Origin of the sequence: Microcoleus sp. Pol1C5 (assembly GCF_036701115.1) — a bacterium.
Taxonomy (GTDB): domain Bacteria; phylum Cyanobacteriota; class Cyanobacteriia; order Cyanobacteriales; family Microcoleaceae; genus Microcoleus.
The window spans coordinates 61,628-87,968 of the sequence record NZ_JAUBQE010000018.1 but is presented as its reverse complement, the minus strand read 5'-3'; the positions used below and the strand labels follow the sequence as shown (position 1 = coordinate 87,968).

The window sequence follows — 26,341 nt, the reverse complement described above, 5'->3', positions numbered from 1 at the left end:
TGAAGGTTGTGGCAGCAGATAGCAGCAGTTGACTCGGCGGGCCTGGGAGTGCGATCAAACTTCAGAACTCGCCTCTGTTTTCTATTTAATCTTAATTAACACACTATTTATTAACAAATATTCGGCGGATTTTTTCAAATTAAATTTTTATTTAAAATGCCGCAAATAACGAGTCCATTTATTTTACACAAGCCAGCGTGCGCTCAGTTATTTTATAACAACTCACAACTAATGACTAAAGCTTATCTTGCCGCTAACCAGACGATTACCAAACCTTTACCTTGGCCGGCTAGAGTGAGAGGCGTAGGTCTCAGACCACTGTTTTTTAGCTGGAAATAACGGATATGCCACCAACATCCAAAGCACTTTTAGCGGAAGTCCAGCATAACACAGGAGCGACTCGAAACTTGCATTTTTATGCCAAGGGCGAAACCATTCCTATGATGTCGCATGGCCTTTGGCGAGTCTGTCAAGGTCTAGCACAACTGAGTACGCTTTATCCAACCGGGGAAGAAGGACTTTTGGGTTGGGTTGGGCCTTCGATGTGCTTCGGTTTGTGGTTGACAAGCTTGCAGACTTACCGAGCTACGGCGACATCAGATATTTATTTGATGTGGTATTCTATGGTAGAAATCGAAGCTTCTCCTCAATTGTCTCACGAGTTGCTGCCTCAAATGGTAAGGCGACTGCGACAAATGGAAGCAATTTTAGCGATCGCCGGACAGCGGCGAGTAGATGACCGTTTGTATCAGCTACTGCTATTATTGCAACAGGAATTCGGTCAGCCTGTGGTTGAGGGAACTCGTTTGAATATCCGCTTGACACATCAAGATATTGCTAATGCGATTTGCACGACGCGGGTAACAGTAACTCGAATGCTGGGAAAATTGCAGCAGCAAGGGTTAATCAGTCGAGATGGCGATCGGCATTTAATACTTAACAAAGATGTTGTTGCCACATCGTCTGATTTGTTTGGCTGCAACTCTCAAGCAGTGTAGAACCGACATCAATTTGCATTTACACTTTTTTGCATTTACATAAAGTCTTCCAGTATTAGCTATCAAATCTCTGTGCATGAGAATTTTTTGTCTGGCTCTTCCTCTCCCTATCTACAGATATAACTTTGCAGTTGGAAAAGATATAATTAAGCGGTGCATCTATTTAGGACAAAACTCAATGGCTAACTCAACTCCAGAAACACCGCAACCAGACAAAAAAGAATTAACTGACATCACAGCTAAACCTCAAGAACAACAAGAAGAACCGCCCGATAAAGGTGACGGGCGGAAATAGTCGATCGTTAGTTTTTATTTGCAATTACTCGTTCCCCGGATCTGCTTGGTAAGGCAGATCCGGAGGCTCCCCCTCCAATTGGCCCCAGCCAGAATCGAGGCAGAGCCTCTGGGGATTGGTTCCCAGGCTCTGCCTGGAAGTTAATCGGGTGTGTTTACTATTGACAAATTATTCAGTTTGTGTAGTGCCGTTGTTCGATCGCAAGTTCGGCTTTCCTGGCTTTCCACGGAGGCCGTTTAAAGAAACCACATCAGCCTCAGAACTCTCCCTCGCCACCCGAATCAGCAACCCCGACAACAACAAACTGGCCAACATCGAAGAACCCCCGTAACTAAAAAACGGCAGTGGCAAACCCGTAGTCGGCAAAACCCCCGTCGCTACCCCAATATTCAGCAGCGACTGTCCCACCATCACCACCATCACCCCAATCGCGACCAACTGACTCTCACTATTTCTAGCCTTCATCGCTACCCTCAACGCCACAGTAGAGTAAGCCGCCAACATCAGCAACAGAGAGAAACCACCCACCAAACCAAACTCCTCAGCAAACACAGCAAAAATAAAATCGCTGTACTGAATAGGCAAATAAAATAACTTTTGCTGCGACATCCCCAAACCCACACCCCAAATGCCCCCAGAACCCACAGCCAGGAGACTTTGAATCAACTGATAGCCGTCTTGCATCGGGTCAGCCCAAGGATTGAGAAAAGACATAATCCGGCGGCGCTGATATTCCCTAAAACTAATACTTAAAACGGCTAAAAGCATTCCCCCCATAGCCGTTGCGCCCAACTGCAAGTAAGGCAAGCCCGCAGCCAAAGCCACCAACCACAAAGTCATCCCGCACAAAGCCGTGGTGCTCAAATTCGGCTGCAACAAAATTCCCAACAGCATTGCACCGAAAATTACCAGCCAAGTTAAGCGAACTTTATTCGTCAACCGGTACCAGTTGCCGAAAATGCGGGCGCTTTGGAGAACAAAAAACGGCTTGATCAACTCAGAAGGTTGAATAATCGGAACCGGACCCAGAGATATCCAGCGAGTCGCCCCGTTGATTGTGGTTCCCACCCCCGGAACCAAGGTCAGCCACAGTAATCCCAGCAGCAACAAAACACCTAACTGAGATGTTTTCATGATGTAGCGCAGTGGGGAGTACACCATCAAGTTAAAGCCGGCCAGCCCGATCGCCACTGCGACTAGCTGTCGTTTAAAATAATAAAGGCCGTCTCCAAATTCATAATTTGCAATGGGATAGGAAGCCGAAAACAATGCGGTCAGCCCTACAAACAGCCACAGAAAAGTCAGCCACCTCAGCCACCGGGCCTCAGCGGCCCATTGAGACGCGCTGGGGTCAAAAAATGGAATCAAGCGTCGAATGTCATTAGCCATAGGATTTTAGAATGATCTCAATAAACTCTAACAAAGATGGCTAAAGTACCAGATTGGTTAATTTACGCATTAATCTGTTCGCTATTATATGGTTTGTGGGGATTTTTTGGCAATTTAGCGACTAAATATATTGACTACAAAACTGCTTTTGTTTATGAAGCAATTGGCGCTATTTTAACTACTTTATTTATTATTTTCCACACTAATAATTTTAGTTTTGAGGGAGATGTTAGGGGAATTTTGTTTGCCATGTTAGTTGGCGTTTGTGGCACGGTGGCATCATTAGTATTTTTTATAGCCCTTGGTAAAGGTGAAGTTGCCAATGTAGTGAGTGTTACGTCTATCTACCCGCTGATTACTATATTATTATCGACTTTATTCTTAAAAGAGGCTATTACATTACCACAAATGCTTGCTGTTTTCTTAGCGATAATCGCAGTTATACTTTCTGCTTATTGAAATATTGGTCAATGATTAAATTAACAACTTTGGACATTCTTTCTTCTACTATAACAACAAAAAAGAGGTCGATCGCGACCTCTTACCCCTCTACTAATCCAGCTTCGGCTCTTAAAGTAAACCTGTATTAGCTCCGGGCTTACCGGTAGCCAGTTGCACTTTAATAATTCTGCCGCCCATTTTCATAATTCTTTGCTGTTCCCGGAACCAGTTGTCGTAAGGAACAAGCTTAGTAAAATAGGTATTTTGCAATTCGCGCTGAGTGCGGATGCGAGTTTGACTGGGGACGCAAGCAGTCACCTTAAACATTCTCATGGGAAACTAACTCCTGAGTAGGTTTACAGATTATTAGATGGATTTTTTAAAGATTGAAGGCAGGGAGTTAGGAGTCAAAACTAGCTCGTTAAAACTCGTCGGGCTTTCTCGACAAGCCTTTGACGGTCTAGCAATCACTCTCAACTTCCCTGACCTCTTTTCAAAGCCAAAGGTAACAAGTCCAAAGTTAAAAGTTAAAAGACGCCAGAAATAAATGTTATTTCTTCTTCTTTCTTCCTTCTTACTTCTTCCTTCTTCCTGAGTCTTAGCTCAAGCCAGAGCAGATGTAGTCGAAATAGACGCCCATTTCTTTACCAGCGTCAGAACCGACCAAACCAGCGGTGACTTCTTTCATTGCTTGGATTGCTTGTACGGTAGAACCGATGGGCACGCCCAAGGAGTTGTAGGTTTCTTTCAAACCGTTGAGCACGCGCTCATCGAGGATGGAAGGGTCGCCAGCTAGCATAGCGTAGGTGGCATAGCGCAGGTAGTAGTCCAAGTCGCGGATGCAAGCTGCATAACGACGAGTGGTGTACATATTGCCGCCGGGACGAGTTACGTCAGAGTACAACAGAGACTTAGCAACTGCTTCTTTGACGATTGTGGCTGCATTGGCGCTGATGGCTGTAGCGGCGCGGACGCGCAGTTCGCCAGAAGCAAAGTAGTTCTTGAGCTTGTCTAGAGCGCTGATGTCCAGGTACTTACCTTGAACGTCAGAGGAATTGATAACGGCGGTAATTGCGTCTTGCATGGTTGTCTTGTTTCCTAGAAAGTGGCTGAGTCAGTCCAATTTTGGAGCTAGAATTTGGAATTTGGGATTTGGGATTTGAGATTTTTAACTGGCTGGTTATTTGCAAAAGCTTTTAACTTGTTGCCGGCAACCCCCAATTTTTCAATCTAAAATCGAAAACCTAAAATCGAAATTCCTTACTGCATCGCACCGATAACGTAGTCGAAGTAAGAGGAAGCTTCGGAAGCATCTTCTCCAGACAGCAGCGAACTTGCTGCACTTTTCATAGCGCGAACGCCTTCGGCGACGGCTTCAATCGGGGTGCCGAGAGATTTGTACATTTCGCGGACGCCGACAATACCGATTTCTTCGATCGGAGTAATGTCGCCAGCTACGATTCCGTAGGTGATCAAACGCAGGTAGTAGTCGAGGTCGCGCAAGCAAGTTGCGGTCATTTCTTCGCCGTAAGCGTTGCCGCCGGGAGAAACAACATCAGGGCGCTTTTGGAAAAGTTGGTCGCCTGCTGACTTGACGATGCGTTCGCGGGATTCGCTCAAAATTTGGGCGATGCGGACGCGGCGTTCACCAGAGGTGACAAAGCTCTTGATCCGATCTAATTCACCTGGGCTCAAGTAGCGAGCTTCGGCGTCTGCGTTGACGATTGATTTGGTGACGATACTCATCTTGTGTGTACCCGCTGGATATTTTGCTATATGAACTGCTTTGCGCTGAGCTAGCGAAGGCGGGCGCTTGCGTCCCGTATCTTTCCTGCTCAGGCAGGAGCTTTGACGGGGAAGGCTGGACTTTCCACACTCAGCAACTGTTGAAGTTGTTGGTGGGTGACTGCCTTCGGTGCTTAACGGCGCTGGTTCTTCACGCCGGTGCGGTTGTGAGTGCTCGCACTAAGCCTGTCGCTTACAATACCATAAATGACTGATGCGATCTTTAATTTACGATCGAGATTGCAGCAGGCCACTTAGTGGCGATCGAGTGACTGTCGGGCAGTTAGTAAGGATATTGCTTCTCTGACATAACTACCTCTCGCAAGTATTTTGAGGCATTATGTTCACATTCTGAGTGTTACTGTAATAGTTTGTAATATTCCTTTTCATATTTGGGCCCTCGCTAGGGTGTTCTCAGTTAAAATTTTACAGTTAAAAAATTCCTATAATTATCTTGCAGCAAGGGTTACAGGCGATAGAGCCTTGAGCGGGAATTGTGGCGGGCGACGGCGCGAGGATCAAAGACTTTTCCCTGAGAGGGAAGGGAGACAAGCGGGACATGGGGGGAGACAGGCGGGAGACAGAGGGGGAGATGTGCGATCGTCTCACATCTTGCACCATTCTCTATAAATCGTGGACGCGCGGGAGCTCTTGTCCAAGGCGTGTCAACTTAAGGTAAAACCGATAGTCCGTCAGTCAGGGGTTGAAACCCCTGCCTCAAAGCGAAAGTCCTCGGTTCCGAGGACTAATGAATGATTCAGTCCTCGGAAGCGAGGACTTTCGCTATAAGCCCCGTGGAATTCATTCCCTGGCGGACTGCCGGGTGAGGGGGAGGACTGGCGGACTAAAAGCTTAATTTGACACGCCTTGGCTGCTGCCCAACCCCTACTACCCACAAGAAAACTCCACTCTTTGTGTTTCTCGAACAGGCCAGACAGCCTGTTCTAGATCGTGGTGCAAGATATCAGAATCATCGGAAATCGTAACTTTCGAGCTTGTAGCTAGATTTGACTCTCACTTTTAATCTGGTGCGCCGTGAAAAGAAATCTATCAGCCCTTAAAAAAGCTTTGCAGTTTGGGATTAGCGGTGCTGTCGGCGGTTTCGTCGGCAATCTCATCACCGAACCTTTCATGCAGGGACTCCCTGGTTCGGAATCTTTTTTTGACAGTGTATTGTCTACAGGTCGCTGGTTTGGGTTAGTAGGCGGTGGTATTGCTACGGCTATCATGTTCGGCTATTATTACTATATCAAAGGCAAGCCTCAAATTAAACAGGCTTTAAAAAATGGCGGATTGTTTGGTTTAATAGCAGGAGCCATTTCGGGGGCGATCGCCGAAGGTATTTACAGCGGAATTGGCGACGGAAACAACGAATTATTACGAGTAATTTGCTGGGGAATAGCTGGCAGTTTGTTAGGACTGGGACTTGCACAGCGGATTCCTAATTTGGGAGCGCTCCGCGGCACGGGAGGCGGCGGTGTTGGGGGTGTTTTGGGCGGCTGTTTGTTTATTCTGTTTGCTTACAATTTATCCGGTACTGCAGGCCGTTTAGCTGGCTGTGCTGCGATCGGTTTTTGGATAGGCATCATGTTGGTTGTAGCTGAAACTTTGTTCAACAAAGCTTGGCTGGTAATTAGTTACGATACCGGAGCAAATCGCACTCTCACTCTGGGTTCCGAACCAGTGACTTTTGGCAGTGATGAAAATTTGTCTATTATCTGCATTCCTAATGTTTCGCCCTTGGCCATGCGGTTTCAATTGGAAGCAGGTCAAATTGTTTGCGAGAATGTTGATAGCGGGGCGGTGAGTTATTTGCGATCGGGCGACCAAAAGAGAATCGGTAACTGTACAATTACAGTAGGAAACTCTGACTTGCCAGCGCCAACACCAGCAAATGTTCCGCCTACCTTTATATCAGATCAGCCCGCAGTAAATTCTTTTACCAGCAGCCAATTTTCTCTGAAATTAGGCAGTCGAGTTATTCCTCTGAGTGCGGGAACTCAACTATTCACCTCTGACATACCGAGTTTAACAGCCGCAGCATCTAACGGTCTTGTAGCTATAGTCACTTCTCGATCGAAAAACGAGCTTTCGTTAGGATTGACCAATTTGTGCGATCGCGCTTGGTGGGCTACAGACATTCAAGGCGATATAAAAATGGTAGAACCTGAAAGTACCCTGACTTTGGCGTTGGGAACTCAAATCGAATTCGGTGAATTAGAGGGCGAGATTGTCTAAGTAAGAGACTAGAAACTGGGATATTGCACCATTATCAATAACTCTTTCATGGGCGGGCAGGATGCCAACCCCACAAAAAAAATTACTCTTTGTGGAACGGGCAAGATGCCCGTTCTTAACAGGATCTCCGGCCAACCCATAAGAAAAATTACTCTTTGTGGAACGGGCATCTTGCCCGTTCTTAACAAGAATTTAAGCAGAACTGCTGCTAACTCCATTAATTACCGCAGCACCAATCAAATGAGCTAAACGCAAAGCTTCAGGAACTTTCCCAGTGTCTGTCAAACGCTGAAGCACCAGCGCAATTACTTCCGGCTTTTCGCCGCACACTTGAAAAAAGAAAGGTTCAAAAGCGTGAATTTTCCCGGCGCGACGCAACAATTCTAAACGGTATTCCGAGTCGGGTAAATGACCGAGGGCTTTTTCAATAGCAGCTAAATCGGGTTGGCGGCGCATGACAGCAACGCAAGGAATTTGCAGCCGCGATGCTAACTCGGGAAGGTCAATAATATTGAAGCCGCCGAAAGCAATTCCGTCTAGCAAAACCAGATGCAATTGCGGCAGAAATTTGCCTCCGAGGAGCAACCCAGAAATAGCATCCGTGGCATCTAATCCGTCGGGCAAAACTTGTCCCCACACCATTCCTTCAAATCGAGTTCCCCCGCAGACTATGCCCGCGATCGACACCAGACTGCCGCTTGTACGAGAAAACGGAGCGTCGTCAAAGCCAATAACCTTAATTGTGCGATCGAGCCTCAGCAAATCTGCCAGTTTCAACTTCTGGAGTTCCCTCAACTAAAGTTTTTGAGATGAGCTTGTGTTTTACATAGTATCATATACGTTAAATAGCTCATTACTAATAAGGTTTTAGACAATTGGTAAAAAAATACGTAGCAGCGATCGATCAAGGAACCACCAGCACCAGATTTATCATATTCGATCGCCAGGGACAGATAATTTGCAGCAACCAACAAGAACACCAGCAAATTTATCCGCAACCAGGATGGGTTGAACACAATCCCGATGAAATTTGGCAGCGCACTCAAAGCGTGATTAAAAATGCTCTCGAAATCGGCAATATCGACCCGCAAGATATTGCTGCTCTCGGTATTACCAACCAGCGCGAAACTACAATTGTTTGGAACAGAAAAACAGGCAAACCTTACGGAAATGCGATTGTTTGGCAAGATACCCGCACTCGCTTTATTTGCGATACCTTAGCTGAAGTTGAGGGCAAATATCGATTTCAAAAACGATGCGGCTTGCCACTGGCAACTTATTTCAGCGGGCCGAAAATTAAGTGGATGCTGGACAATATTTCAGGATTGCGGGAAGCTGCAAATCGAGGGGATGCGATTTTTGGCAATGTCGATACTTTCCTAATTTGGCATCTGACTGGCGGCGCGCACATTACCGATGTTACCAACGCCAGCCGCACGATGCTGATGGATTTGCAAACCCTCGATTGGGATGCCGAAACTTTGGAAATAATGGCAATTCCCCGCCAGATGCTACCAGAAATTCGCCCTTCGAGTCAAGTTTTTGGAACTGCAAAAGGATTGGTTGCAGGTGTTCCAATTGCTGCTGCTTTGGGCGATCAGCAGGCCGCCCTCGTCGGGCAAACTTGTTTCAGTCTGGGGGAGGCGAAAAATACTTACGGTACGGGCTGTTTTATGCTGCTGAATACCGGTGAGGCGATCGTCCCTTCAAAGCAAGGATTACTAACAACAGTCGCCTACAAGATGGGGGAATCGCCCGCTGTGTATGCTTTGGAAGGCAGTATTGCGATCGCCGGAGCTCTAGTGCAGTGGCTGCGTGACAATTTGGGCATCATCAACACATCTGCAGAAGTAGAAACATTAGCAAATACAGTCGAAGATAGTGGGGGAGTTTACGTTGTCCCGGCATTTTCGGGACTCTACGCACCCTATTGGAAAGACAGCGCCCGGGGAGTAATTGCAGGTTTAACTCGCTACGTGACTAAGGCACACATTGCCCGCGCAGTATTGGAAGCGACAGCGTGGCAAACGCGGGAAATATTGGACGCGATGAATCAGGATTCTGCTGTGCAGCTTTTGTCTTTAAAAGTAGACGGAGGTATGGTGGGAAATCACACGCTGATGCAGTTTCAGAGCGATGTTTTGGGAGTGCCTGTGGTGCGGCCTGTGGTAGCAGAAACTACTGCACTCGGTGCGGCTTATGCGGCCGGTTTGGCGGTAGGTTTTTGGAGTCAGCTAGCCGAATTGCGCGACAATTGGGCGGTGGATTGTACTTGGGAGCCGAAAATGCCGATCGCACTTCGCGAGAAAAAATATCGCTTTTGGAAAAAAGCAGTTTCCCGCACATTCGATTGGGAAGAATAAATCGCTGAGTTAACCCCAAAATCCGTATTTAGTGATATCCTTAAATCCAGCACATTTTTTCAAATTGCAAATAAATGATTTCGCTAAAGAACTTAAAATATTTTCTCACCGCCTTTGTATTGATACTGACACTGGCTTTTGTAGAAATCGCCACGAATTCCCAAATTGCGATCGCAGATACAACTACAAATCCCACAACTGCAGCCGAAATTTTTAGCGCCAACTGTGCAGGCTGTCACATCAACGGCAGCAACATTATCAGGCGCGGCAAAAACTTGAAACAAAAAGCATTAAAAAAATACGGCATGGATTCCATCGCCAACATTTCCAACTTAGTAACCAACGGCAAAGGTATTATGCCAGCTTACAAAGATCGTTTGTCGGAACAACAAATTATCGATGTTTCAGCTTATGTGCTATCCCAAGCTGAAACTGATTGGAAATAAAGCCGATTATGGAGATTCTCAGAGCAGGTTTAGCGCTTAACTTGGTCATCCATGAATAATATTTATACAAAACCTGCCTGCTTATTCTCTCCTATTGTTCATCCCTTAATAATCTCAATACAAAACTTGTCATTTTTTATTATTTCTGATAAAAAAGTGTAAATTATCGGAGGTGTTGCCACGTGAAGAAACATTATTGTTGGCGTAGAACTTTAACTATTATTAGCTTGTGCTTGTATCTAATCTTAGCTGTCAGCCCGCCCGCTTTCGCCTCGATTCACAAATATCCCGAAACTGCCGAGACAGTAATGTTCCGATCCGTACAAAGCCTGCGTGATACAGATGATAAAGCATGGCAAGTTGTTTTGTACAAGCGAGTCAAGTCGGGAGTAGTAAAGTCTTTAAATCTGAGATTAGTAGGATTTCCCGGAACAGAATTGCAGCACCCGGTTCCGCTGAAAGTTGCTGCGGGCAAGCGCGAAATTGGCAATGCTAATGATATTTGGAACGAGTCTGGTTTGCCAATTAATGTCGGAGAATACGATTTCAAATCAATAATTACACAAGTGGAAAGTAATCGACCTTTGCGGTTGAATTTGCCCGTAAAAAATCAAAAAGAAACAGAATTGCTGGTTCCTCCTTTTGCTGTCAGAGAATGGTGGCTGTTGTTAGACAGAAACTAAATATATAGCGGTTCTCAAGCGTGGTGAGGTATGCCCTATACTTCGACTTCGCTTAGCACAAGTGCCCGTCAGCCCTATACTTCGACTTCGCTCAGCACAAGTGCCCGTCAGCCCTATGCACGTCGGGTACCTCGTTTTACTGAGAAAGGCTATACAAATTTAATCGCACTCTACAGTTAAAATCGAGGCAATTTCCCATGTCACAAATCGCTATGTTTAAATATGCCTTAAGGTAGATTTAACGTATTTGAAGAATAATGTTATCGGACAAAAACTAAAGATACGAATTTAATCGCACTCTACATTTAAAATCGCTACAGTTTCATCAATGTATCAAAAATAACTTTATTTACATAGATCTTAAGGTAGATTTAACCAATTTGAAGGGTAATTATGAAACAAACTAAAAGCTGAGTTAGTCGGTTGACAAAACTTCAGTGTTTTAACGTAGGTGTATTCAGGGTGAAGCTACTATGACTTTAATCAGTAAAATTGTCCGCAAAGCTTTGGCAACAGGTTACTTAACGGTTGAGGCCGAAGAACAGTTGCGACAGCAGTTGCAGATGACTAAGTACGGTTTAGAAGATTTTGAGGCTTTTATTAATTTGCAAAAAGAGGTGATGGAAGGTCGCGTGAAACAGCAAGCTTTGGAATTGTTACGATCGCGCAAATGTTCTGCGACGGCTTAAATCCAGTTCGATCGACCTTTTGGATAAAATAAGGTCGATCGACATACGAAGGTCGATCGGTCGATCGGGCGCGGACTAGCAGGGCCCACCCCACCATAAAATTCTGTCTTTGTGGAACAGGCCCGAAAGCCTGTTCATAAAAATGATACGCCAAGCCTGGAAAAATGTTTCTACTGCATTCCTAGCTGTCGCCTTAACGCTTCTGGAACATCAACGGCTGTATCCAAACCTCGAACATTGTCCCAGTTTGTGTTTTCATCCCATTTGACATCGCCAATGCGATCGGTGAGGCTTACGCCGCTGAGGCCTGCGTCCAAGAGGTCTGCGCTGCTGAGGTTTGCGCCCCTGAGGTCTGAACCCCTGAGGCCTGCGTCCAAGAGGTCTGCGCTGCTGAGGTGTACGCCGCTGAGGTGTACGCCGCTGAGGTCTGCGTCGCTGAGGTCTGCGCCCCTGAGGTCTGCGCCCCTGAGGTCTGCGCCACTGAGGTCTGCGTCGCTGAGGTCTGCGTCGCTGAGGTCTGCGCGCCTGAAATTTGCGCTGCTGAGGTTCGCGCCCCTGAGGTCTGCGCCGCTGAGGTCTGCGTCCCAAAGGTTTGCGCCGCTGAGGTTTGCGCCGCTGAGGTATGCCTCCCAAAGGTTTGCGCCGCTGAGGTTTGCGCCGCTGAGGTTTGCGCCGCTGAGGTATGCCTCGTTGAGGTTGGCCTCGTTGAGGTGTGCGCCGCTGAAGTCTGCGTCGCTGAGGTCTGCGTTGTTGAGGTATGCGTGGCTGAGGTGTGCGCCACTGAGGTCTGCGTCAGTGAGGTCTGCGTCGCTGAGTTCTGCGCCGTTGAGGTTTGCGCCACAGAGTTCTGTGCCACCTAGGTTTGCGCCACAGAGTTCTGTGCCACCTAGGTTTGCGCCGCTGAGGTTTGCGCCGCTGAGAAATAGCCCAACAATTTGGAGAAACCCAGAATCCCCAACACAATAGCTATAGCTGATGAGACGTAATAACCGATTGCTATCGTCAAGCTTGCCTTCATCATTAGGCTTCCCGCAAGGATAAAACACCATTTTGTCTTTCAATTCATCTATTTGCTGCCCGTAACGCTGCAACTCCAACAGCAAAATCATCACATTCAAACCAGCGTAAATATCTATTTGTCGCTGTCCCAAATATTGGGTTTTCAATTGATCTCGCAGTAGGCGCATCTTCTTTTGAGGCAAATTTTCCGGCGGCGCATCAATAAATTCCCCCTCGCACCACCGCACATAAAAACCCTCCAGACGCTGGAATAACTTCACAGGGCGAAACTGACTTTCTTCCCCTGCACTAGCCGGAGTTGTTAACAACCCCATCAAATATTCCACAATTTCTCCCGTCAGCGACCCATAACCCAACAAATCATAAATCTCCCAGTCCATCTGAGAGTCTTGAGTATTAAATCCTCTACCTTTCTTGCCCGGTTCCGTCCACTCTTCCAGACTTTCTTTCAATCGTTCCGCACACAGAAATTCACCAAAACTCTTGTGTACAAACTCCACAGAACCTTCTTTACTGCCTTGCTGAAGATAAAAAACTGCCAAAGCATTTCTCAGAGGATTATCGTCAATCCGTTTTTGTGCTTCTTCAAGTAATGCTTTAACCGAGTTGTCTTCTCTCAATCGTTCCTCAATCATCGCTACAGGAGCGCATTCCCCTCCTGACTGCACCACGCACAACCCTGCTTCTGTCAGGATGCGCCGCAAATCCTCTATTTCCAGTTCTGTCAAATTGCGATTGAGCAATTTAGACCGCTGTTCAGTGAGTACCCAATTCACAGCTTGGTTGTAAATCAAAATTTTTGCTTGAGTGCTGTTAGTTCCTTGAAAATCCTCAACTTTCAAGATTTTGTCCCGGTGCATTGCCGCTAACAGATAAAGCAAGAGCGGCTCTCGCGACAGTTCTGCTTTTACATTCTGTGGACAGCATTCATCTTGCAAAAAATCCTGAAAAGCTGAGGTTTTTTCTGCCCCTAATTGGGCTTCCCACTTGCTCAACCACTGTTGCTGTAGTCCGTCATCCATTATCTGAATTTCGACTCGATTCAAGTTATCTGGCATTTGTCTTTCAATTCCTTGCAAAGCTAAAGTTCTGCCAGTAATCAAAACCCGATGCCCCATTTCCGAATTCTGATCGCAGTCCCGCTGAAATTGCCCTACTTGCTTGAGAAATTGCTCTAAACCGCCGCTGCTTCTCCCCTCCATCAGCAGCTCATCAAAACCATCCAAGAAAAACAAATATCGCGTGTTTCTATCTGTCAACCAGCCGTCATCGCTAGAAAAACCCGCATTAACTGCATTTTTCAGCGTTTCTCGAAAACTCTTTTGCAATGTGGGAATATCTCGCAGTCGAATTAACACGGGCGTCCAAATTGGATGCAAATGTTGCCGCACCCAGTCAGCAAACATCCGACAAAAAACGCTTTTTCCGCGTCCGGGCCCAGCTTCGACAAACATCACCCGATTTTGTTTGTTTTGATCTGAAAGCAAGTCTTTTGCCCAAGTTTCTAAATCGAAAGCTTGTGCATTTTCAATAAGCTTGCCATTTTGATCGAGTGGCTTAGCCTTCAGAGACACGTAGATATCTTTAAACTTAAAGTCTTCATCAAATACTTTTTCTTCTGGTTTTGAGGCAATTCGCTCTTTTAAGTAAGCGTCGATATTGTCGTATTTATCGAGATCTTTTTGCCAGCGATCGCGATAACGTTCTGCCAGCACTTTTAAGTCCTCTTTTGCTTCAGATAATGCCTGACTGATGTAGTGAGGTGTGCTCCAAGCTACTCGCTCTGTCAAATTCTGAGCTTCGCCTTCAGTTAATCCTACTTGCTGTAAGTAAGTTAATAATAAATGATTGAATTTTTCCGCCAATTTAGAGCGGGGAAAACCGCTAATCGTTTTCCTGGCTTCCTCTTCATCTAAGGAAGATTCGGCCACTTCTTCGATTTGTTGTTTAAACTCTTCTGACACAACAGAGTTGAGATGAATTCGAGTTAAGACCTCACTGGCGTTTAGACATTTATCGAAAGATTTACAATAAGCTAGAACCGCAGCTAACTGCACGTAATCAGAGAAAGAGCGTTCTCGCGGAGGCTTGTTTTCAAAGCGCTTGTGCCAGCGCACAGCAATTTGCGCCAACCCCATCCCAGCGGCAACAACTGGAATAGCAGGATTCATAGCCGCACCAGTCAGTCCTACTACAGCAACAACACTAGAAATCGCTGCATTTATACTATCAACACTATCTACCACAAAATCGTGTTGTCCCCGCAACAATTGCCGATAGTCGGTAGTCAAAGTTTTCCAGATTTTTTTCAGCAAATGTTCGGAATTTTCCTGAGTCATACTTTTACCTGCCGCCTTTCAGAAGAGAGAATCCGAGAAAATCTACATTTAACTCTGTAAGCATTCCGTGATTCGTCGCCAGAAATCTGTTTTCCAACTAACAATTAGAAAAGATTAAGTTTCTTTGACCTTGACAAAACTACAACAATCCGCAATAATGGTAGATTGTCTGTCTAAATCCGGCTCGGATCAGGTTAAGACATTCCAAAAGCTGGAGAGCCGTCAGCAGTCAAAAGTCCACAACGACCAATGACCAATGACTCATCAGCTACCTGTACGGCAATTTCAACCACCATCCCATGACTTACGCAATCATTGAAACCGGCGGCAAACAATTTCGAGTAGAACCAGGCCGCTTCTACGACATCGAACTGCTTCACGTTGAAGCTGAATCCAAAGTCACCATAGACAAAGTATTTCTGATCCAGCACGAAGGCGAGGTTCATATCGGCCAGCCTCTACTAGAAAATGCCACTGTAGAAGGAACGGTTCTACGGCATTTCCGGGGCCGCAAAGTCCTCGTCTACAAGATGAAGCCGAAAAAGAAAACTCGGAAGAAAAAAGGGCACCGTCAAGAAACAACTCGCTTTATGATTGACTCGATTAGCGTCAACGGTACAGTCTTAGCCGCCAGAGACTTAACTCAAGCAGTTGTCGAAACTCCCCAAACCGCCGAAACTGATTCAGAATAAAACATAGTAAATACAGTTGAGGATATTATGGCCCACAAGAAAGGTACAGGCAGTACACGTAACGGACGCGACTCTAATTCTCAGCGTCTGGGTGTCAAAAAGTACGGCGGTCAAGTTGTCAAAGCTGGCAACATTTTGATCCGCCAACGCGGCACTAAAGTTCACCCCGGTAACAATGTTGGTATCGGCAGAGATGACACTTTGTTTGCTTTGGTTGATGGCGTGGTGACTTTTGAAAGAAAAGGCAAAACTCGCAAGAAAGTCAGCATTTATCCTGTTGTAGCAGCACCTGTGGCTGAGCCCGTGGCTGAAGCTGTCGCTGTTTAATTGCCATATTTTGCGGCGTTCTTTAAGTCTCTTTTGTTTGTCTCAAAGTCTAGATCCCCCCTAGCCCCCCTTAATAAGGGGGGGACAAGATTTTTCTCAAAGTCCCTGTTAATTAACGGGGATTTAGGGCAAGATTTCTCTCAAAGTCCCTGTTAATTAACGGGATTTAGGGAGACAAGATTCTTCTCCAAGTCCCCCTTCTTAAGGCGGATTTAGGGGGATCTAGACTTGACGGCAAGCGACATTCCTAGGTTCGGCCAATTGGTGAAAATTTAAGGCTTAATTTATCACCCATTTGTGGCTAGCCTCCTCCGACAATTGTGACAACTTCTAAGATGTCGCCCTCTTGCATCTGTGTAGTTTCCCAAAATTGTTTGTGCAGAATTTCCCCGTTGTACTCCACAGCCACCAAGCGCGGGTTTAATCCCAATTGTTTTAGTAATTCTGGTAACGGTGTGTCGATCGCACAATTGCGGGTTTCTCCGTTAACTTGCAGCGCAATTTGATTTATCATCAGTAAAATATCAGTTTTCAGGGCGGGTTTTGTAACAAAATTATTATATTTGATGCACAGATTTCCTGTGCTAAACCCGCCCTACAAATCCCCAATCAACCTAGCTTTTTCCGTGCAAAGCTTTCTGAGCTTTCAGATTCTGCATCCGAATCAACTGCGAGATGAAAAACTGCGTGACTAAAGTAGGCTGTTCTGCTTCCATAATCGCGCGTACTGCGGCAACCCTTTGAGCTCCGGCATTCAATACTTCATCGAGGTTGTTGATATCAATTCCGCCGATCGCAAACCACGGAATCGGCGACTTATCAGCAGCATACCGCACATAGTCCAAACCCGCCGCCTGTTTATCAGGTTTAGTAGGAGTGTGGTAAACCGGCCCAACTCCAATGTAGTCGGCTCCCTCTTCAATAGCTCGCTGCATTTCCTCGCCATTCGTAGTAGAACGACCGATGATGCGTCCGGGGCCGAGCAACTTGCGCGCTTCCGCCACAGGCCAATCTCCCTGCCCTAAGTGTACGCCGTCGGCATCCGCTGCAATCGCCAAATCCACGCGATCGTTCACAATCAGCAAAGCATCGTAGCGGTGACAAAGTTCGCAAAGCTGGCGCGCATTAGCCAACTTTGCGCCGTCGTCTGAGTTTTTGTCGCGGTACTGCACCAAAGTCAGTCCGCCTTGCAAAGCAGCTTCCACGACTCCCATCAAGTTGTCTCTCGGCGAAGTTACAAGGTATAACTGCGATCGAAGTAACTGCTGGTAGCGCCGGTAAGCCAGCAAATTGCTTTCGAGAGTATAAACCCGATAGCGCATCTGCTTAAAAGCCGCACCCATATTCGGATCGTAAATTTTGCCATACTCTTCGAGTACCCGCAGAGCTTCTTCCACCCTACAGAAATTCGCCTCCAGTAGCTGCTGAATGCTCGAACGCTGCTCTTCCTGCGGGTGAGTCAACTCCGTACCCGGATCTGCAGGTGTATCCCTAGCACTGCGAAGTTCTGCGACGTGCCAAGCAGCCAATTCTTGACGCAGTTGCTTGCACTCGCCAGCTAAATCGGCGTTGTTGAGACCAAACCTGCACCATTCTTCAATAATTCTCAACCCTTCGCGCGATCGATCTAAATTTGCATCTAAAATCCGGCAGAGGGCTGGCTGTGCCGGTAAAGTTCTGTTTTGTTTGTCGGTCATTCAGAACCACCCTAATTATAATTAATCTTACCAATCAACCCGCTATGTTCTCCCACGCCGTCAAGATTGTGGCAAAGCAGGCGGCTTAATTTTGGCATATACCGATGTAAATTCGACAATAATTTTTTAAGTTTTATTGAATTTGATGAAAACAAAGCATAATAGATCAAACTTGATGAGAGTGGAATCGTTAAACTGCATACCACACTTCGGAGGAGAGCCGTGAGGTTAGCAGAACAACACAAAAGATTAACAGAAAAAAACCCCAGCAGGCGGGTGAAATCAAAGTGCGATCGCGAAAACCCGACACCGAACTCGGGAAGCGGAACTCGGATCGCAAATCAGTGGGGTTTATTTATGCTCCTAAATTCTCAATATAGCGAGTGCAAAGAAAAGCGATCGCAAAAATCTTGTTTGAGTTCTTGCCTTCTGCTCGTTTTTGCGATGACCGCCCTTTGCAACCCCCAACCGTCAGTTATCGCTGCCGGGGTACCGGGAGTGCAGCTACTTTCTCAGACCCTGGAGAGCGAGATTAACATACTGTACGTCAGCTCGACGGGCGGCAGCGACACGGGGGGCAACGGCAGCGATCGAGCTCCGTTTAAAACCCTTACCTACGCCTTAAGCGTGGCCCCGCCCAAAACAGCGATTTTGCTAGCGCCCGGTACTTACAGCGAGCAAACCGGGGAAAAATTTCCATTAATGCTCAGGCCCAGCGTGACAGTTCAGGGAAATCCCAACACTCGCGGTCAGAATATTGTCATCAAAGGCGGAGGATACTTTATCAGTCCGACTTCGGCGGGTCAAAATATTGCGATTTTAGGCGCAGATGGGGCGGGACTCAGCGGGGTGACGGTGACGAATACCAACTATCGCGGTTACGCTTTGTGGATCGAATCAAGTTCTCCAACGGTTGTCAACAATACTTTTTCTGGCAGCACTCACGACGGAATTTCGGTAGTCGGTACTTCCAGGCCGACGATTGGCGGGAATGTTTTCTCGAAAAATGGAGCTAACGGCATTACGATTTTTGGCAGTTCCCAGCCGGAAGTTCGAGATAATGTGTTTGAAAACACGGGATTTGGGGTGAATGTAGCGCAGAACGCTTCGCCTCTGCTAATCGGTAACAAAATTACTCGCAATAAAGATGGCGTGGTTGTGCAAGCTAATGCTAGACCTGTGCTGCGTAACAATTATATCGAGAGTAATCGCCGGGACGGAATTGTGGCGATCGCGAGTTCTCTGCCGGATTTGGGAACTGCCGCCGAACCGGGGGGTAATGTCATTCGCAACAACGGTCAGTATGATGTCAACAATGCGGCAAAAGGTCAAGTAATCCCAGCTTACGGCAATCAATTGTTGAGCAGCCGGACGACGGGCTCGGTTGATGTGGCGGGAACTTTTACGCCGCCGCCAATGGGGAGAAGTGCTTTGCAGCTAACGATCGATCGACCTCCCAGCATCGGTGGCCCAGACACTTCTCTCCCGGCTTACACTCCCGGGCGGCTAAGCCCCAGAGTAGAAAGAGCGCCACTTCCCCCGCCTGCGCCAGTTTCCAGGCGACCAGTGCAAACTCGACCCGTACAGCCAAGCGCTGATTTGCAGCAAGAACTTTCTCCCAGGAATGCCGCTGCTTCAGCGGTGGTCCCAGGGGCGATCGCAATTCCCGTGCCCGATCCGAATTTTCGATCAATTTCGGAAAGTTCGGTACAGCAACCAATGATTCCTCCCAATTTTGATAGTTCGAGCTCGGTTTCTTCCGAGGGTAGATTGCCCGTTCCGGCCCGCAACATTCCTATCGGAAGGGGTGGCTATGTACCTGCACCTTTAGGGGGGAATTCTTTGCCCGATGCCGAGGATAATTCGCCGTCATTCGATCGAGCCAGAGCTTTGGGTTTCCGGTATCGAGTTGTGGTGGATACCGACAGTTGGCGCGATCGACAAAAAATGCAATCCCTCGTTCCCGATGCTTTTCGCTCTTTTTCCAGCGGGCGATCGGTGATGCAGGCCGGTGCTTTTCGGGAACGCGAAAAAGCTGATGAATTGCTACAAATGCTCAGCGCTAACGGTTTGAATGCTCGAATTGAGGAGATTAAATGAAATGGTCATTAGTCATTAGTTAACTGTTGACTGTCAAAAACTACTGATATTAATTCCGCCCTTCATCGGAATTATTCATGTCTCTCATCTCTCTCTGCGTTCTCTGCGTTCTCTGCGGTTAAATTATTCGGATGTAACCGGAAGTGATATTATGATATCGTTGCCGGTTGCACGAGGGACATGATATAAACGCCACAGCGCTGTCTCGAAAGCTGTGGGTAATATTAATTCTGATGCTACCGGATTTGATATCACAGCCAAAGGCTGCTGACTACTTCAAAAAAAAATCAAAATTTTAGGGCCTAGCATATCGGATGCCAGACCCTAAAAAGTTTGTAAATTAAGTTGATTCAAGCGGGTTTTTAGCTCTGCTGAGTTTCAGCAAACTACAACTAAGGTGGACTTTTTGGCAACTACTCTGTAGACGAGCTAGCTATCAGCGGAGTCTATTCAGACTTCTGTGTTTGACTGTTGTGCGATCGCAACTTTTGATTTATGCAATAGCCTCAAGCTATCTAACCAATACGAATCGCAATATCAACCTTTCTTTGCTAATAAGCTACACGGTTCAGGCGTTGCCTGCGGACTAGAGCCGAGCGGGACAAATACTCTAATTCCAAATTTTTTATCCAAGTTTTTTGTGCTTCTTGGTTTTGCCCCTCATGTTTTTAAGTTAACACCAACTGCCCGCATAAAAACACTTTGTTTACCAAACTTGACACTTTTTGATGTGAAGAAATACTCCCAAAAGCGATTATTAACAATTTGTACGATCGCCCGATACCGCAACGTGCATAGTCGGCACTATTCGTTGGCTGTCAACGCAGCAGAGCTTCCCAAGTTGCGCGGCCGACAATGCCGTCTGCTGGCAGTTGATATTGTCGCTGAGCCGCCTTGACAGCAGCTTGAGTTTCCGGGCCAAACACGCCGTCAGCACTCACCCGCAAAAATCCCTTGGCCCGCAGCCGTTCTTGCAAATCTCTGACTGCGGCCCCCCGCATTCGTCTTCTCAAAACCGGAAAATTTGTTGGCTGCGCTTGGGAGTTAAACTCTGAGTTGTCGGGATTTACAGGATCGTTAGCGATGGGGTTTTCGATGGCACTCGGAGTCGCAGGAAACAGCCGGTTCCAAGTATCTTGACCGACTATTGCGTCGGGAGGCAGGCCTGCTGCTTCTTGGAACTGAGACACAGATCTAGCGGTGCTTTGTGAAAAAATCCCGTCTACAGTGTCAGCGTAAAAGCCCAATAATTTAAGAGCAGCTTGGAGTTCGATCACTTCTGAGCCACGGCTGCCCAATTTGAGCGTGGGGCGGACGATCGCACCTGTTTGAGCGATCGGGCTGTTGCTGTTACTCTGTTCGGAGGTAGGTAGCTGTGCGACAGCAGGAGTAGGGGCGATCGATCCCATTACCAATAAACCGCACAAACTCCAGCCGAAGAGCAAACTCGGAACCTCGCGGGCTTTATTCCAGCTTGCTGTCAAGTTTTGGGACATTGGGAATTCGACCTCTGCAAAACTGGTAGCGATCGTACATCAAATCTGGAAAAAATTGCGAATTTGGGCATTGGGAATTGGGCATAAGGCATTAACTGATTCCCTGGCTATGCCTGCGAACCAGTTAACTCAAAACTCACAACTTTTCTCCCCTTCCCTTTCCTAAAAATAATTTATCCCCTGAAATAGCTGCAATTGCCAAAAAAACTGCTAGATTGCCCTACAGAAAACATTGAACCGCGTTCATTGGGCCCCAGCAACACCATGTCCGAATTCAGAACCGCCAGCCAAATAGACATCGGCAACGTCAACATCGGGAACTTCCAAGTCGGCAGCATCAGCGGCACCAAATACAACGATTTTAACGCCAACGGCCGCCCAGATCCCGGAGAAGTCCCCATTCCCAACTGGCAAATCTACCTCGACCTCAACAACAACGGCCAGCCAGAATTTAACGAACCTTCCACGCTTACAAACCCGCAAGGCAACTACATCTTCGCCAACCTGCCGCCGGGAACTTACCAAGTTAGGGAAGTCCAGCAGCCGAACTTTCGCCAAACTACCCCAAATCCCGCACCCATCACAATTACCAGCGGCACAAACGCTGGCAATATCAATTTTGGCAATAACTTTAACGCAGGGACGATCGCAGGCACAAAATTCAACGACATCAACAACAACAGCAGCCGAGATCTCGGGGAACAAGGGCTAGCTAACTGGCAAATTTACCTCGACCTCAACCGCAACAACAGGCTAGACGGCGGCGAACCTGTTACTTTGACAAATTTTGAAGGCAATTATGCTTTTGTCAATATTCCTGCAGATACATATTTGGTGAGAGAAGTCCAGCAACCAGGTTTTCTCCAAACCACGCCTGACCCTGGGTCCATTAACGTTACTTCCAACGCCACTGTCAACAACATCAATTTTGGCAATGTCTTTTTTGTCGGCAGCATCAGCGGGATCAAGTTCAACGACCTCAATGCCAACAGCGTCAGAGATGCGACAGATCCGCCTCTGAGCAACTGGCCAATTTACCTCGACTTCAACGGCAATGGCAGCTTTGATCCGGGCGAAGCCAACACCATCACCAACCCGCAAGGCAACTACACTTTTGCCAATGTTTCTCCCGGCCGATATTTGGTGAGGGAAGTCCAGCAACCGGGATGGGTACAGACTACGCCAAATCCAGGCCCGATCGACATAACCGGCAATACCAATGCTGTCGGCGTCAATTTCGGCAACAATTTTCCTACCGGCAGCATCAGCGGCTTCAAGTTCAACGACCTCAACGCTAACGGCATCAACGAACCGACGGAACCGAGAGTTGCCAATTGGCCGATTTACCTTGATTTCAACAACAACGGCAGTTTAGATCCGGGTGAACCTGCGACTTTAACAAACCCCGAAGGTAATTTCTCTTTTATCAATTTGCCTCAAGGGACCTATGTGGTGAGGGAAGTCCCGCAGCCCGGTTTTCGACAAACCACGCCCAATCCGACTCCAATCACCGTGGGCAACGGCACGAATGCCACTAATTTGAGCTTTGGTAACGTGTTGGTGACGGGCACGATCAGCGGTGTGAAATTTAACGATTTTAACGCCAACGGTCGCCTAGATCCCGGGGAACCCCCGATCGGCAACACTCAAATTTACATCGACCTCAACAACAACAGCAGTTTAGATCCGGGCGAAGCGAGTACCTTAAGCGACCTTCAGGGCAATTACAGTTTCCGCAATGTTCCGGTAGGTAGTTATGTTGTCCGCGAAGTTCAGCCGCCGGGTTTTATTCAAACAACTCCGCCTGCGGTGGTTGTTGTCTCGGCAGAGATTCGGGCTAGCAGCATCGATTTGGTGACGGGAGAGGCTGAGGGTAGGTCAACTAAATCCTTGAAGGGCGACCCGCTGACGGATGGCAGCAGCTATGCGAGCGAACCTGCGGGCAATATGGGGGCAGATAGCTTGCTTTTGAGCCAATGTCGTGATAGTGATCGAATTAGTAAATTTTTGAGTGATGGATTTTTTGCAAATTTAGGCAATATTCCTAACTTTGGGCAACAGAATGTCGGTCTGGAGCTTAATCCACGAGTTAGTAATTTTGTCAATACCAATGAATTAATTAAAGGGGCGAGCGATCAGTTGTGCGGATGGGTGTAAGAGATTTCTCCGTTATGTAGGGTGACACAAAACTCGATCGCCCGGAATTCCAAACCGCAGATAAAAATTAGGAAGAGGTTAAAGGGCGATCGCGTGATACCCTATTGTTGGCAACCTCCAACGCATAGCCAGAGTTCCGGGAAGCCCAAAGCTGGCTTGTATATGAGGAGCAAGATTCAGAGGTAGTATCATACCTGTTTTTAGGAATTATCAGACAATGCCCCAAGTGCGATCGCCCTTGTGGCATGGTCGCTCAAGTCACCGAGGTGCAGTGAGTTTTAACGTTGTTCCAGCTCAAAACAGCAAGTGTCCACGGGCAGAAGAACTCAGGGCGCCAATCTTGAAGATATTGCCCTCAAATTGCCACCGTTATTCAAAACCTGATATAATCTCGTGCGACCAAGCTGGAGTAAGCCTGATGTTAGATGAGGAACCTTCGAGCAACGTAGACGTATGTATGATTGAGTAGCGATCGTCAGTCGCTAGCAGCAGCTAACTGCTGATTGACAAAGTGATACAGTAGCCTGTAGCTTACGTAGATTTAGGTGTGAAGGAACAGAAAATCATGGCAGAAAGAAATGCTAGTCAGGTAACTCCTGTATTACCCCCAGTAGTGTTACCGCCAACCATCAATTTTGGCAACGCTCCTGCGGGTATCCAGGGAACCAAGTTCAACGACCAGAACCGCAACGGCATTCGAGATGCAGGCGAACCGGGACTCCCCAACGTCCAAATCTTTATTGACACCAATAACAACGGCGCTGTCGAGCCAGGTGAACCCTCGACGTTGACAAACGCCAGCGGAAACTTCGTATTTCCAGGCTTGCTTCCAGGCACCTATACTGTCAGGGAAATCTCGCCACCAAATTTCAGCCCGACAACTCCCAACCCAGTCGTCGTTACCCTCGCGGGCATTAATGCCACAGTGTTGTTCGGTAATGCTACAGGTAACGGTCAGATTATTGGCTGCAAATACCTCGACGTAGATAACGACGGCTTTCGAGACGGGAGTGAACCCCCGATGGAAAACGTCAGAATCTATATCGATGCCAACAACAACGGTCAGCTAGATGCAGGGGACACCAGTACCTTAACTGATAGAAACGGCGAGTACCGATTCACCGGTTTACAGGCAGGGCTATACCGGATTCGGGAAGAGCGAGCCAACGGGCCGGGCACTGAACCTTTAGAAAGAGATTTTCCCCAAAGCACCCCCCCCGGCAGCATCTCCCTGCTTGACATTAACCTTGGCCAGGGCGAAATCTGGGCCTGCGCTCAAGTGGGCAACACTCCTTTGTACGAAATCCCGATCTTCAAATTCCGGGACAACAACGCCAACGGCATACAAGACTCCGGCGAAGTTGCCCTCTCCGGCATCCCGTTCATCCTCGATTTGAACCGGAACGGCAGGACAGATGCTGGCGAACCGCGACTGTTAACTGGCGCTGATGGTAGAGCTACCTTCAGAGATTTGAAGGCTGGCAGCTACTCAGTATTGGAAACCTTTGAAACATTCATACCGAACCAGCCGCCAATTGCAACTACGCAGAACCCGGTAGAAGTCACAGCCCCCGGACCCCAATCGCGACAGCAGGGTACACTGCCTTTCATAGTGGCAGATCCAACGGTTGCAGGTGGCCAGCGGGTCGTTGCGGCGAACTTTCCTCCCCCCTTCCCCCCCGTAAACCCGGAACCCGCAGTCTTCTTCACCCCGATTTTGGTAAATCCAGGTAGCGGTGCTGTCGGGAATACGCGCCCCAACATCACGGTCTTCAAATACAACGATCAGAACGCTAATGGTCGTTACGAACCGGCCAACACTCTACAGGAAGTGGGCATTCCCGGCATCACGGTCTACCTTGATGCCAACGACAACGGCGCCCTCGACACAGGGGAACAGTCGTTAGTAACTGATGCCAACGGGCGCGGTGCTTTCACCAACCTGGAACCGGGCAATTATGTGGTTCGGGAAGTGCCGCAAGCTGGTTTTAGTCCTACTACTCCGGATCGGGTGCAGTTCAACCTCAGCACTCAAGATGCCAACGTTGTCTTTGGCAATACCCCCAACAGCCGCATCACTGGGTGCAAATTCCAAGACTTGAACGGCAACGGCTACCGAGACGGCTTTGAAACGCCGATCGCAGGGGTCACAATCTACCTCGACAGCAACGGTAACGACGCCCTTGATGCCGGAGAAGCAAGTAGCGTCAGCGATCAGTTCGGCCGCTGGGAGTTTGGCAATTTGACCCCCGGTATTTACCGAGTCCGGGAAGTGGTGCCTTCCAATTCTTTCCAAACTACTCAACCACTGGACATCGTTTTGGGCGCAAACCAAACGTTTACTTGTGCTTTGGTGGGCAACGGTCAGTTCTTTAACTATCTCGGAGAAAAATTCCGGGACGACAACCGCAACGGTCTTCGAGATCAGGGCGAACCTCCTTTGGAGGGCATCCCGTTCACCTTAGATTTCAACCGGAACGGCCGCTACGATCCTGCTACCGAGCCTCTGGTGAGGAGTAATGCTCAGGGCGAGGTTCTGTTCACCAATTTAGCTCCGGGCACCTACTCGCTCTTGGAAGTTTTCAACGCTCCGGGCGTTCCCAACCCGTTCCCCATTCCGACAGGGCCTAACCCTGTTACGTTCTCGGTACCGGGGCCAAATACTTTTGTAACGCCGATCGTGCCAGCGCCAGTACCGACAACAGACTCAACTGGTGCTACCACCGATCCGTTGACTGGCGGCACGGGTGTGGTAACTGGTTCTAGCATCCCCGATCCTCTGCTCGAGGGCGGCAGTTCACTCGATGCTATGGTTAAGGCCAGCAGCGTCGATGACTTGCTCGCTCCTAAGAGTGCAGGTGTTAGCCACTTGGTTAACGGGGCCGATTTGCAACGCGAGGTGAGTGGGCTGGTTCTACGGTTTTTAGAAGACAACGGTCTCAACAAAAAGGACTCTAAATTGATGGTGGGCACTGCTGATCAATCGCCTTCCTTCTTTTAATGTTAAGTTGGGTTTCTAGTTCTAGACTCAGCAATTAGCAACTAGCTTGTTTAAACTGCACGTCAAATCATATTTTGGCGTGCTTTTTGCTGTTTTGACAATAACTAGAGGCTCGCGGGGCGGTTTATCGATTTCTTTAATTACCGGAAATATTTTTCGTTAAACCTGCCTCTACAACAAATATA

21 protein-coding genes are annotated in these 26,341 nt (G+C 47.7%); 12 read left to right on the top strand and 9 right to left on the bottom strand.

From position 1 onward, the window contains the following. Positions 1-344: 344 nt before the first annotated feature. The gene (locus QUA23_RS12340) at positions 345-998 is read left to right on the top strand and encodes a Crp/Fnr family transcriptional regulator (RefSeq protein WP_333076173.1); all 654 of its coding nucleotides are present in this window, start codon (positions 345-347) and stop codon (positions 996-998) included. A gap of 463 nt (positions 999-1,461) precedes the next feature. Here QUA23_RS12340 and QUA23_RS12335 read toward each other — a convergent pair whose 3' ends face one another. Then, positions 1,462-2,682, bottom strand: coding sequence for an FtsW/RodA/SpoVE family cell cycle protein (locus QUA23_RS12335; protein WP_333076172.1), 1,221 nt, complete (start codon positions 2,680-2,682; stop codon positions 1,462-1,464). Positions 2,683-2,718: 36 nt separating this feature from the next. On the opposite strand from QUA23_RS12335, the gene QUA23_RS12330 reads away from it, so the two are divergent. Continuing rightward, positions 2,719-3,141, top strand: coding sequence for an EamA family transporter (locus QUA23_RS12330; protein ID WP_333076171.1), 423 nt, complete (start codon positions 2,719-2,721; stop codon positions 3,139-3,141). Between the two features lie 111 nt (positions 3,142-3,252). Here QUA23_RS12330 and QUA23_RS12325 read toward each other — a convergent pair whose 3' ends face one another. From QUA23_RS12325 to apcA, 3 genes are all read right to left on the bottom strand, one after another. Further along, on the bottom strand, positions 3,253-3,456 hold the full coding sequence (locus tag QUA23_RS12325) for a phycobilisome linker polypeptide (RefSeq protein ID WP_006634929.1): 204 nt from the start codon (positions 3,454-3,456) through the stop codon (positions 3,253-3,255). A 265-nt stretch (positions 3,457-3,721) separates the two neighbouring features. Next, positions 3,722-4,207 (bottom strand): allophycocyanin subunit beta, encoded by a 486-nt coding sequence (gene apcB, locus QUA23_RS12320; protein WP_006634930.1) that lies wholly within the window; start codon positions 4,205-4,207, stop codon positions 3,722-3,724. A 176-nt stretch (positions 4,208-4,383) separates the two neighbouring features. Continuing rightward, on the bottom strand, positions 4,384-4,869 hold the full coding sequence (gene apcA, locus QUA23_RS12315; RefSeq protein ID WP_332959487.1) for an allophycocyanin subunit alpha: 486 nt from the start codon (positions 4,867-4,869) through the stop codon (positions 4,384-4,386). Positions 4,870-5,943: 1,074 nt separating this feature from the next. On the opposite strand from apcA, the gene QUA23_RS12310 reads away from it, so the two are divergent. Then, positions 5,944-7,146: a hypothetical protein gene (locus tag QUA23_RS12310; protein WP_333076170.1), complete on the top strand. Its 1,203-nt coding sequence runs from the start codon at positions 5,944-5,946 to the stop codon at positions 7,144-7,146. Between the two features lie 192 nt (positions 7,147-7,338). Here the strand turns inward: QUA23_RS12310 and QUA23_RS12305 are convergent, their stop codons facing one another. Further along, complete coding sequence (locus tag QUA23_RS12305) at positions 7,339-7,923, bottom strand: endonuclease dU (RefSeq protein WP_333076169.1); 585 nt, start codon at positions 7,921-7,923, stop codon at positions 7,339-7,341. A 98-nt stretch (positions 7,924-8,021) separates the two neighbouring features. Between QUA23_RS12305 and glpK the strand changes: the two genes are divergently transcribed. The 4 genes from glpK to QUA23_RS12285 all read left to right on the top strand — a co-directional run bounded on the left by glpK (position 8,022) and on the right by QUA23_RS12285 (position 11,327). Next, on the top strand, positions 8,022-9,509 hold the full coding sequence (gene glpK / locus QUA23_RS12300; protein WP_333076168.1) for a glycerol kinase GlpK: 1,488 nt from the start codon (positions 8,022-8,024) through the stop codon (positions 9,507-9,509). A gap of 74 nt (positions 9,510-9,583) precedes the next feature. Beyond that, entirely contained in the window at positions 9,584-9,955 is a 372-nt protein-coding gene (locus tag QUA23_RS12295; RefSeq protein ID WP_333076167.1) for a c-type cytochrome, read from the top strand. Positions 9,956-10,137: 182 nt separating this feature from the next. Next, a complete protein-coding gene (locus QUA23_RS12290; RefSeq protein WP_333076166.1) occupies positions 10,138-10,638 on the top strand; it encodes a DUF3122 domain-containing protein in 501 nt (166 codons plus the stop codon). A 473-nt stretch (positions 10,639-11,111) separates the two neighbouring features. Continuing rightward, entirely contained in the window at positions 11,112-11,327 is a 216-nt protein-coding gene (locus QUA23_RS12285) for a hypothetical protein (protein WP_015176895.1), read from the top strand. A gap of 170 nt (positions 11,328-11,497) precedes the next feature. Here QUA23_RS12285 and QUA23_RS12280 read toward each other — a convergent pair whose 3' ends face one another. Then, positions 11,498-14,686 carry a pentapeptide repeat-containing protein gene (locus QUA23_RS12280; RefSeq protein WP_333076165.1) on the bottom strand — a complete coding sequence of 1,063 codons (3,189 nt, stop codon included), beginning with the start codon at positions 14,684-14,686 and terminating at the stop codon, positions 11,498-11,500. 299 nt (positions 14,687-14,985) lie between these two features. Here QUA23_RS12280 and rplU point away from each other — a divergent pair, with 299 nt between their 5' ends. After that, positions 14,986-15,378, top strand: coding sequence for a 50S ribosomal protein L21 (gene rplU / locus QUA23_RS12275; protein WP_333036112.1), 393 nt, complete (start codon positions 14,986-14,988; stop codon positions 15,376-15,378). A 27-nt stretch (positions 15,379-15,405) separates the two neighbouring features. Next, on the top strand, positions 15,406-15,705 hold the full coding sequence (gene rpmA / locus QUA23_RS12270; RefSeq protein ID WP_333076164.1) for a 50S ribosomal protein L27: 300 nt from the start codon (positions 15,406-15,408) through the stop codon (positions 15,703-15,705). A 301-nt stretch (positions 15,706-16,006) separates the two neighbouring features. On the opposite strand, the gene thiS is transcribed toward rpmA, so the two are convergent. Continuing rightward, positions 16,007-16,219 (bottom strand): sulfur carrier protein ThiS, encoded by a 213-nt coding sequence (gene thiS / locus QUA23_RS12265; RefSeq protein WP_190738130.1) that lies wholly within the window; start codon positions 16,217-16,219, stop codon positions 16,007-16,009. A gap of 100 nt (positions 16,220-16,319) precedes the next feature. After that, positions 16,320-17,402 (bottom strand): thiamine phosphate synthase, encoded by a 1,083-nt coding sequence (locus tag QUA23_RS12260; RefSeq protein WP_333076163.1) that lies wholly within the window; start codon positions 17,400-17,402, stop codon positions 16,320-16,322. 222 nt (positions 17,403-17,624) lie between these two features. Here QUA23_RS12260 and QUA23_RS12255 point away from each other — a divergent pair, with 222 nt between their 5' ends. After that, complete coding sequence (locus QUA23_RS12255) at positions 17,625-19,502, top strand: DUF1565 domain-containing protein (RefSeq protein ID WP_333076162.1); 1,878 nt, start codon at positions 17,625-17,627, stop codon at positions 19,500-19,502. Positions 19,503-20,320: 818 nt separating this feature from the next. Here QUA23_RS12255 and QUA23_RS12250 read toward each other — a convergent pair. Further along, complete coding sequence (locus QUA23_RS12250; protein WP_333076161.1) at positions 20,321-20,998, bottom strand: peptidoglycan-binding protein; 678 nt, start codon at positions 20,996-20,998, stop codon at positions 20,321-20,323. Positions 20,999-21,262: 264 nt separating this feature from the next. Here QUA23_RS12250 and QUA23_RS12245 point away from each other — a divergent pair, with 264 nt between their 5' ends. Further along, a complete protein-coding gene (locus tag QUA23_RS12245; protein WP_333076160.1) occupies positions 21,263-23,155 on the top strand; it encodes an SdrD B-like domain-containing protein in 1,893 nt (630 codons plus the stop codon). 565 nt (positions 23,156-23,720) lie between these two features. Continuing rightward, positions 23,721-26,156 carry an SdrD B-like domain-containing protein gene (locus tag QUA23_RS12240; protein ID WP_333076159.1) on the top strand — a complete coding sequence of 812 codons (2,436 nt, stop codon included), beginning with the start codon at positions 23,721-23,723 and terminating at the stop codon, positions 26,154-26,156. The last annotated feature ends 185 nt before the right edge of the window (positions 26,157-26,341 follow it).

Bases quoted from the DNA above. Each gene is read 5' to 3' on its own strand.
- QUA23_RS12295 (WP_333076167.1), top strand. From the start codon at position 9,584: ATGATTTCGCTAAAGAACTTAAAATATTTTCTCACCGCCTTTGTATTG.
- QUA23_RS12260 (WP_333076163.1), bottom strand. From the start codon at position 17,402: ATGACCGACAAACAAAACAGAACTTTACCGGCACAGCCAGCCCTCTGC.
- QUA23_RS12335 (WP_333076172.1), bottom strand. From the start codon at position 2,682: ATGGCTAATGACATTCGACGCTTGATTCCATTTTTTGACCCCAGCGCG.
- thiS (WP_190738130.1), bottom strand. From the start codon at position 16,219: ATGATAAATCAAATTGCGCTGCAAGTTAACGGAGAAACCCGCAATTGT.
- apcA (WP_332959487.1), bottom strand. From the start codon at position 4,869: ATGAGTATCGTCACCAAATCAATCGTCAACGCAGACGCCGAAGCTCGC.
- QUA23_RS12325 (WP_006634929.1), bottom strand. From the start codon at position 3,456: ATGAGAATGTTTAAGGTGACTGCTTGCGTCCCCAGTCAAACTCGCATC.
- QUA23_RS12245 (WP_333076160.1), top strand. From the start codon at position 21,263: ATGTCCGAATTCAGAACCGCCAGCCAAATAGACATCGGCAACGTCAAC.
- QUA23_RS12250 (WP_333076161.1), bottom strand. From the start codon at position 20,998: ATGTCCCAAAACTTGACAGCAAGCTGGAATAAAGCCCGCGAGGTTCCG.
- QUA23_RS12285 (WP_015176895.1), top strand. From the start codon at position 11,112: ATGACTTTAATCAGTAAAATTGTCCGCAAAGCTTTGGCAACAGGTTAC.
- apcB (WP_006634930.1), bottom strand. From the start codon at position 4,207: ATGCAAGACGCAATTACCGCCGTTATCAATTCCTCTGACGTTCAAGGT.
- rpmA (WP_333076164.1), top strand. From the start codon at position 15,406: ATGGCCCACAAGAAAGGTACAGGCAGTACACGTAACGGACGCGACTCT.
- QUA23_RS12280 (WP_333076165.1), bottom strand. From the start codon at position 14,686: ATGACTCAGGAAAATTCCGAACATTTGCTGAAAAAAATCTGGAAAACT.
- QUA23_RS12330 (WP_333076171.1), top strand. From the start codon at position 2,719: ATGGCTAAAGTACCAGATTGGTTAATTTACGCATTAATCTGTTCGCTA.
- QUA23_RS12240 (WP_333076159.1), top strand. From the start codon at position 23,721: ATGGCAGAAAGAAATGCTAGTCAGGTAACTCCTGTATTACCCCCAGTA.
- rplU (WP_333036112.1), top strand. From the start codon at position 14,986: ATGACTTACGCAATCATTGAAACCGGCGGCAAACAATTTCGAGTAGAA.
- QUA23_RS12340 (WP_333076173.1), top strand. From the start codon at position 345: ATGCCACCAACATCCAAAGCACTTTTAGCGGAAGTCCAGCATAACACA.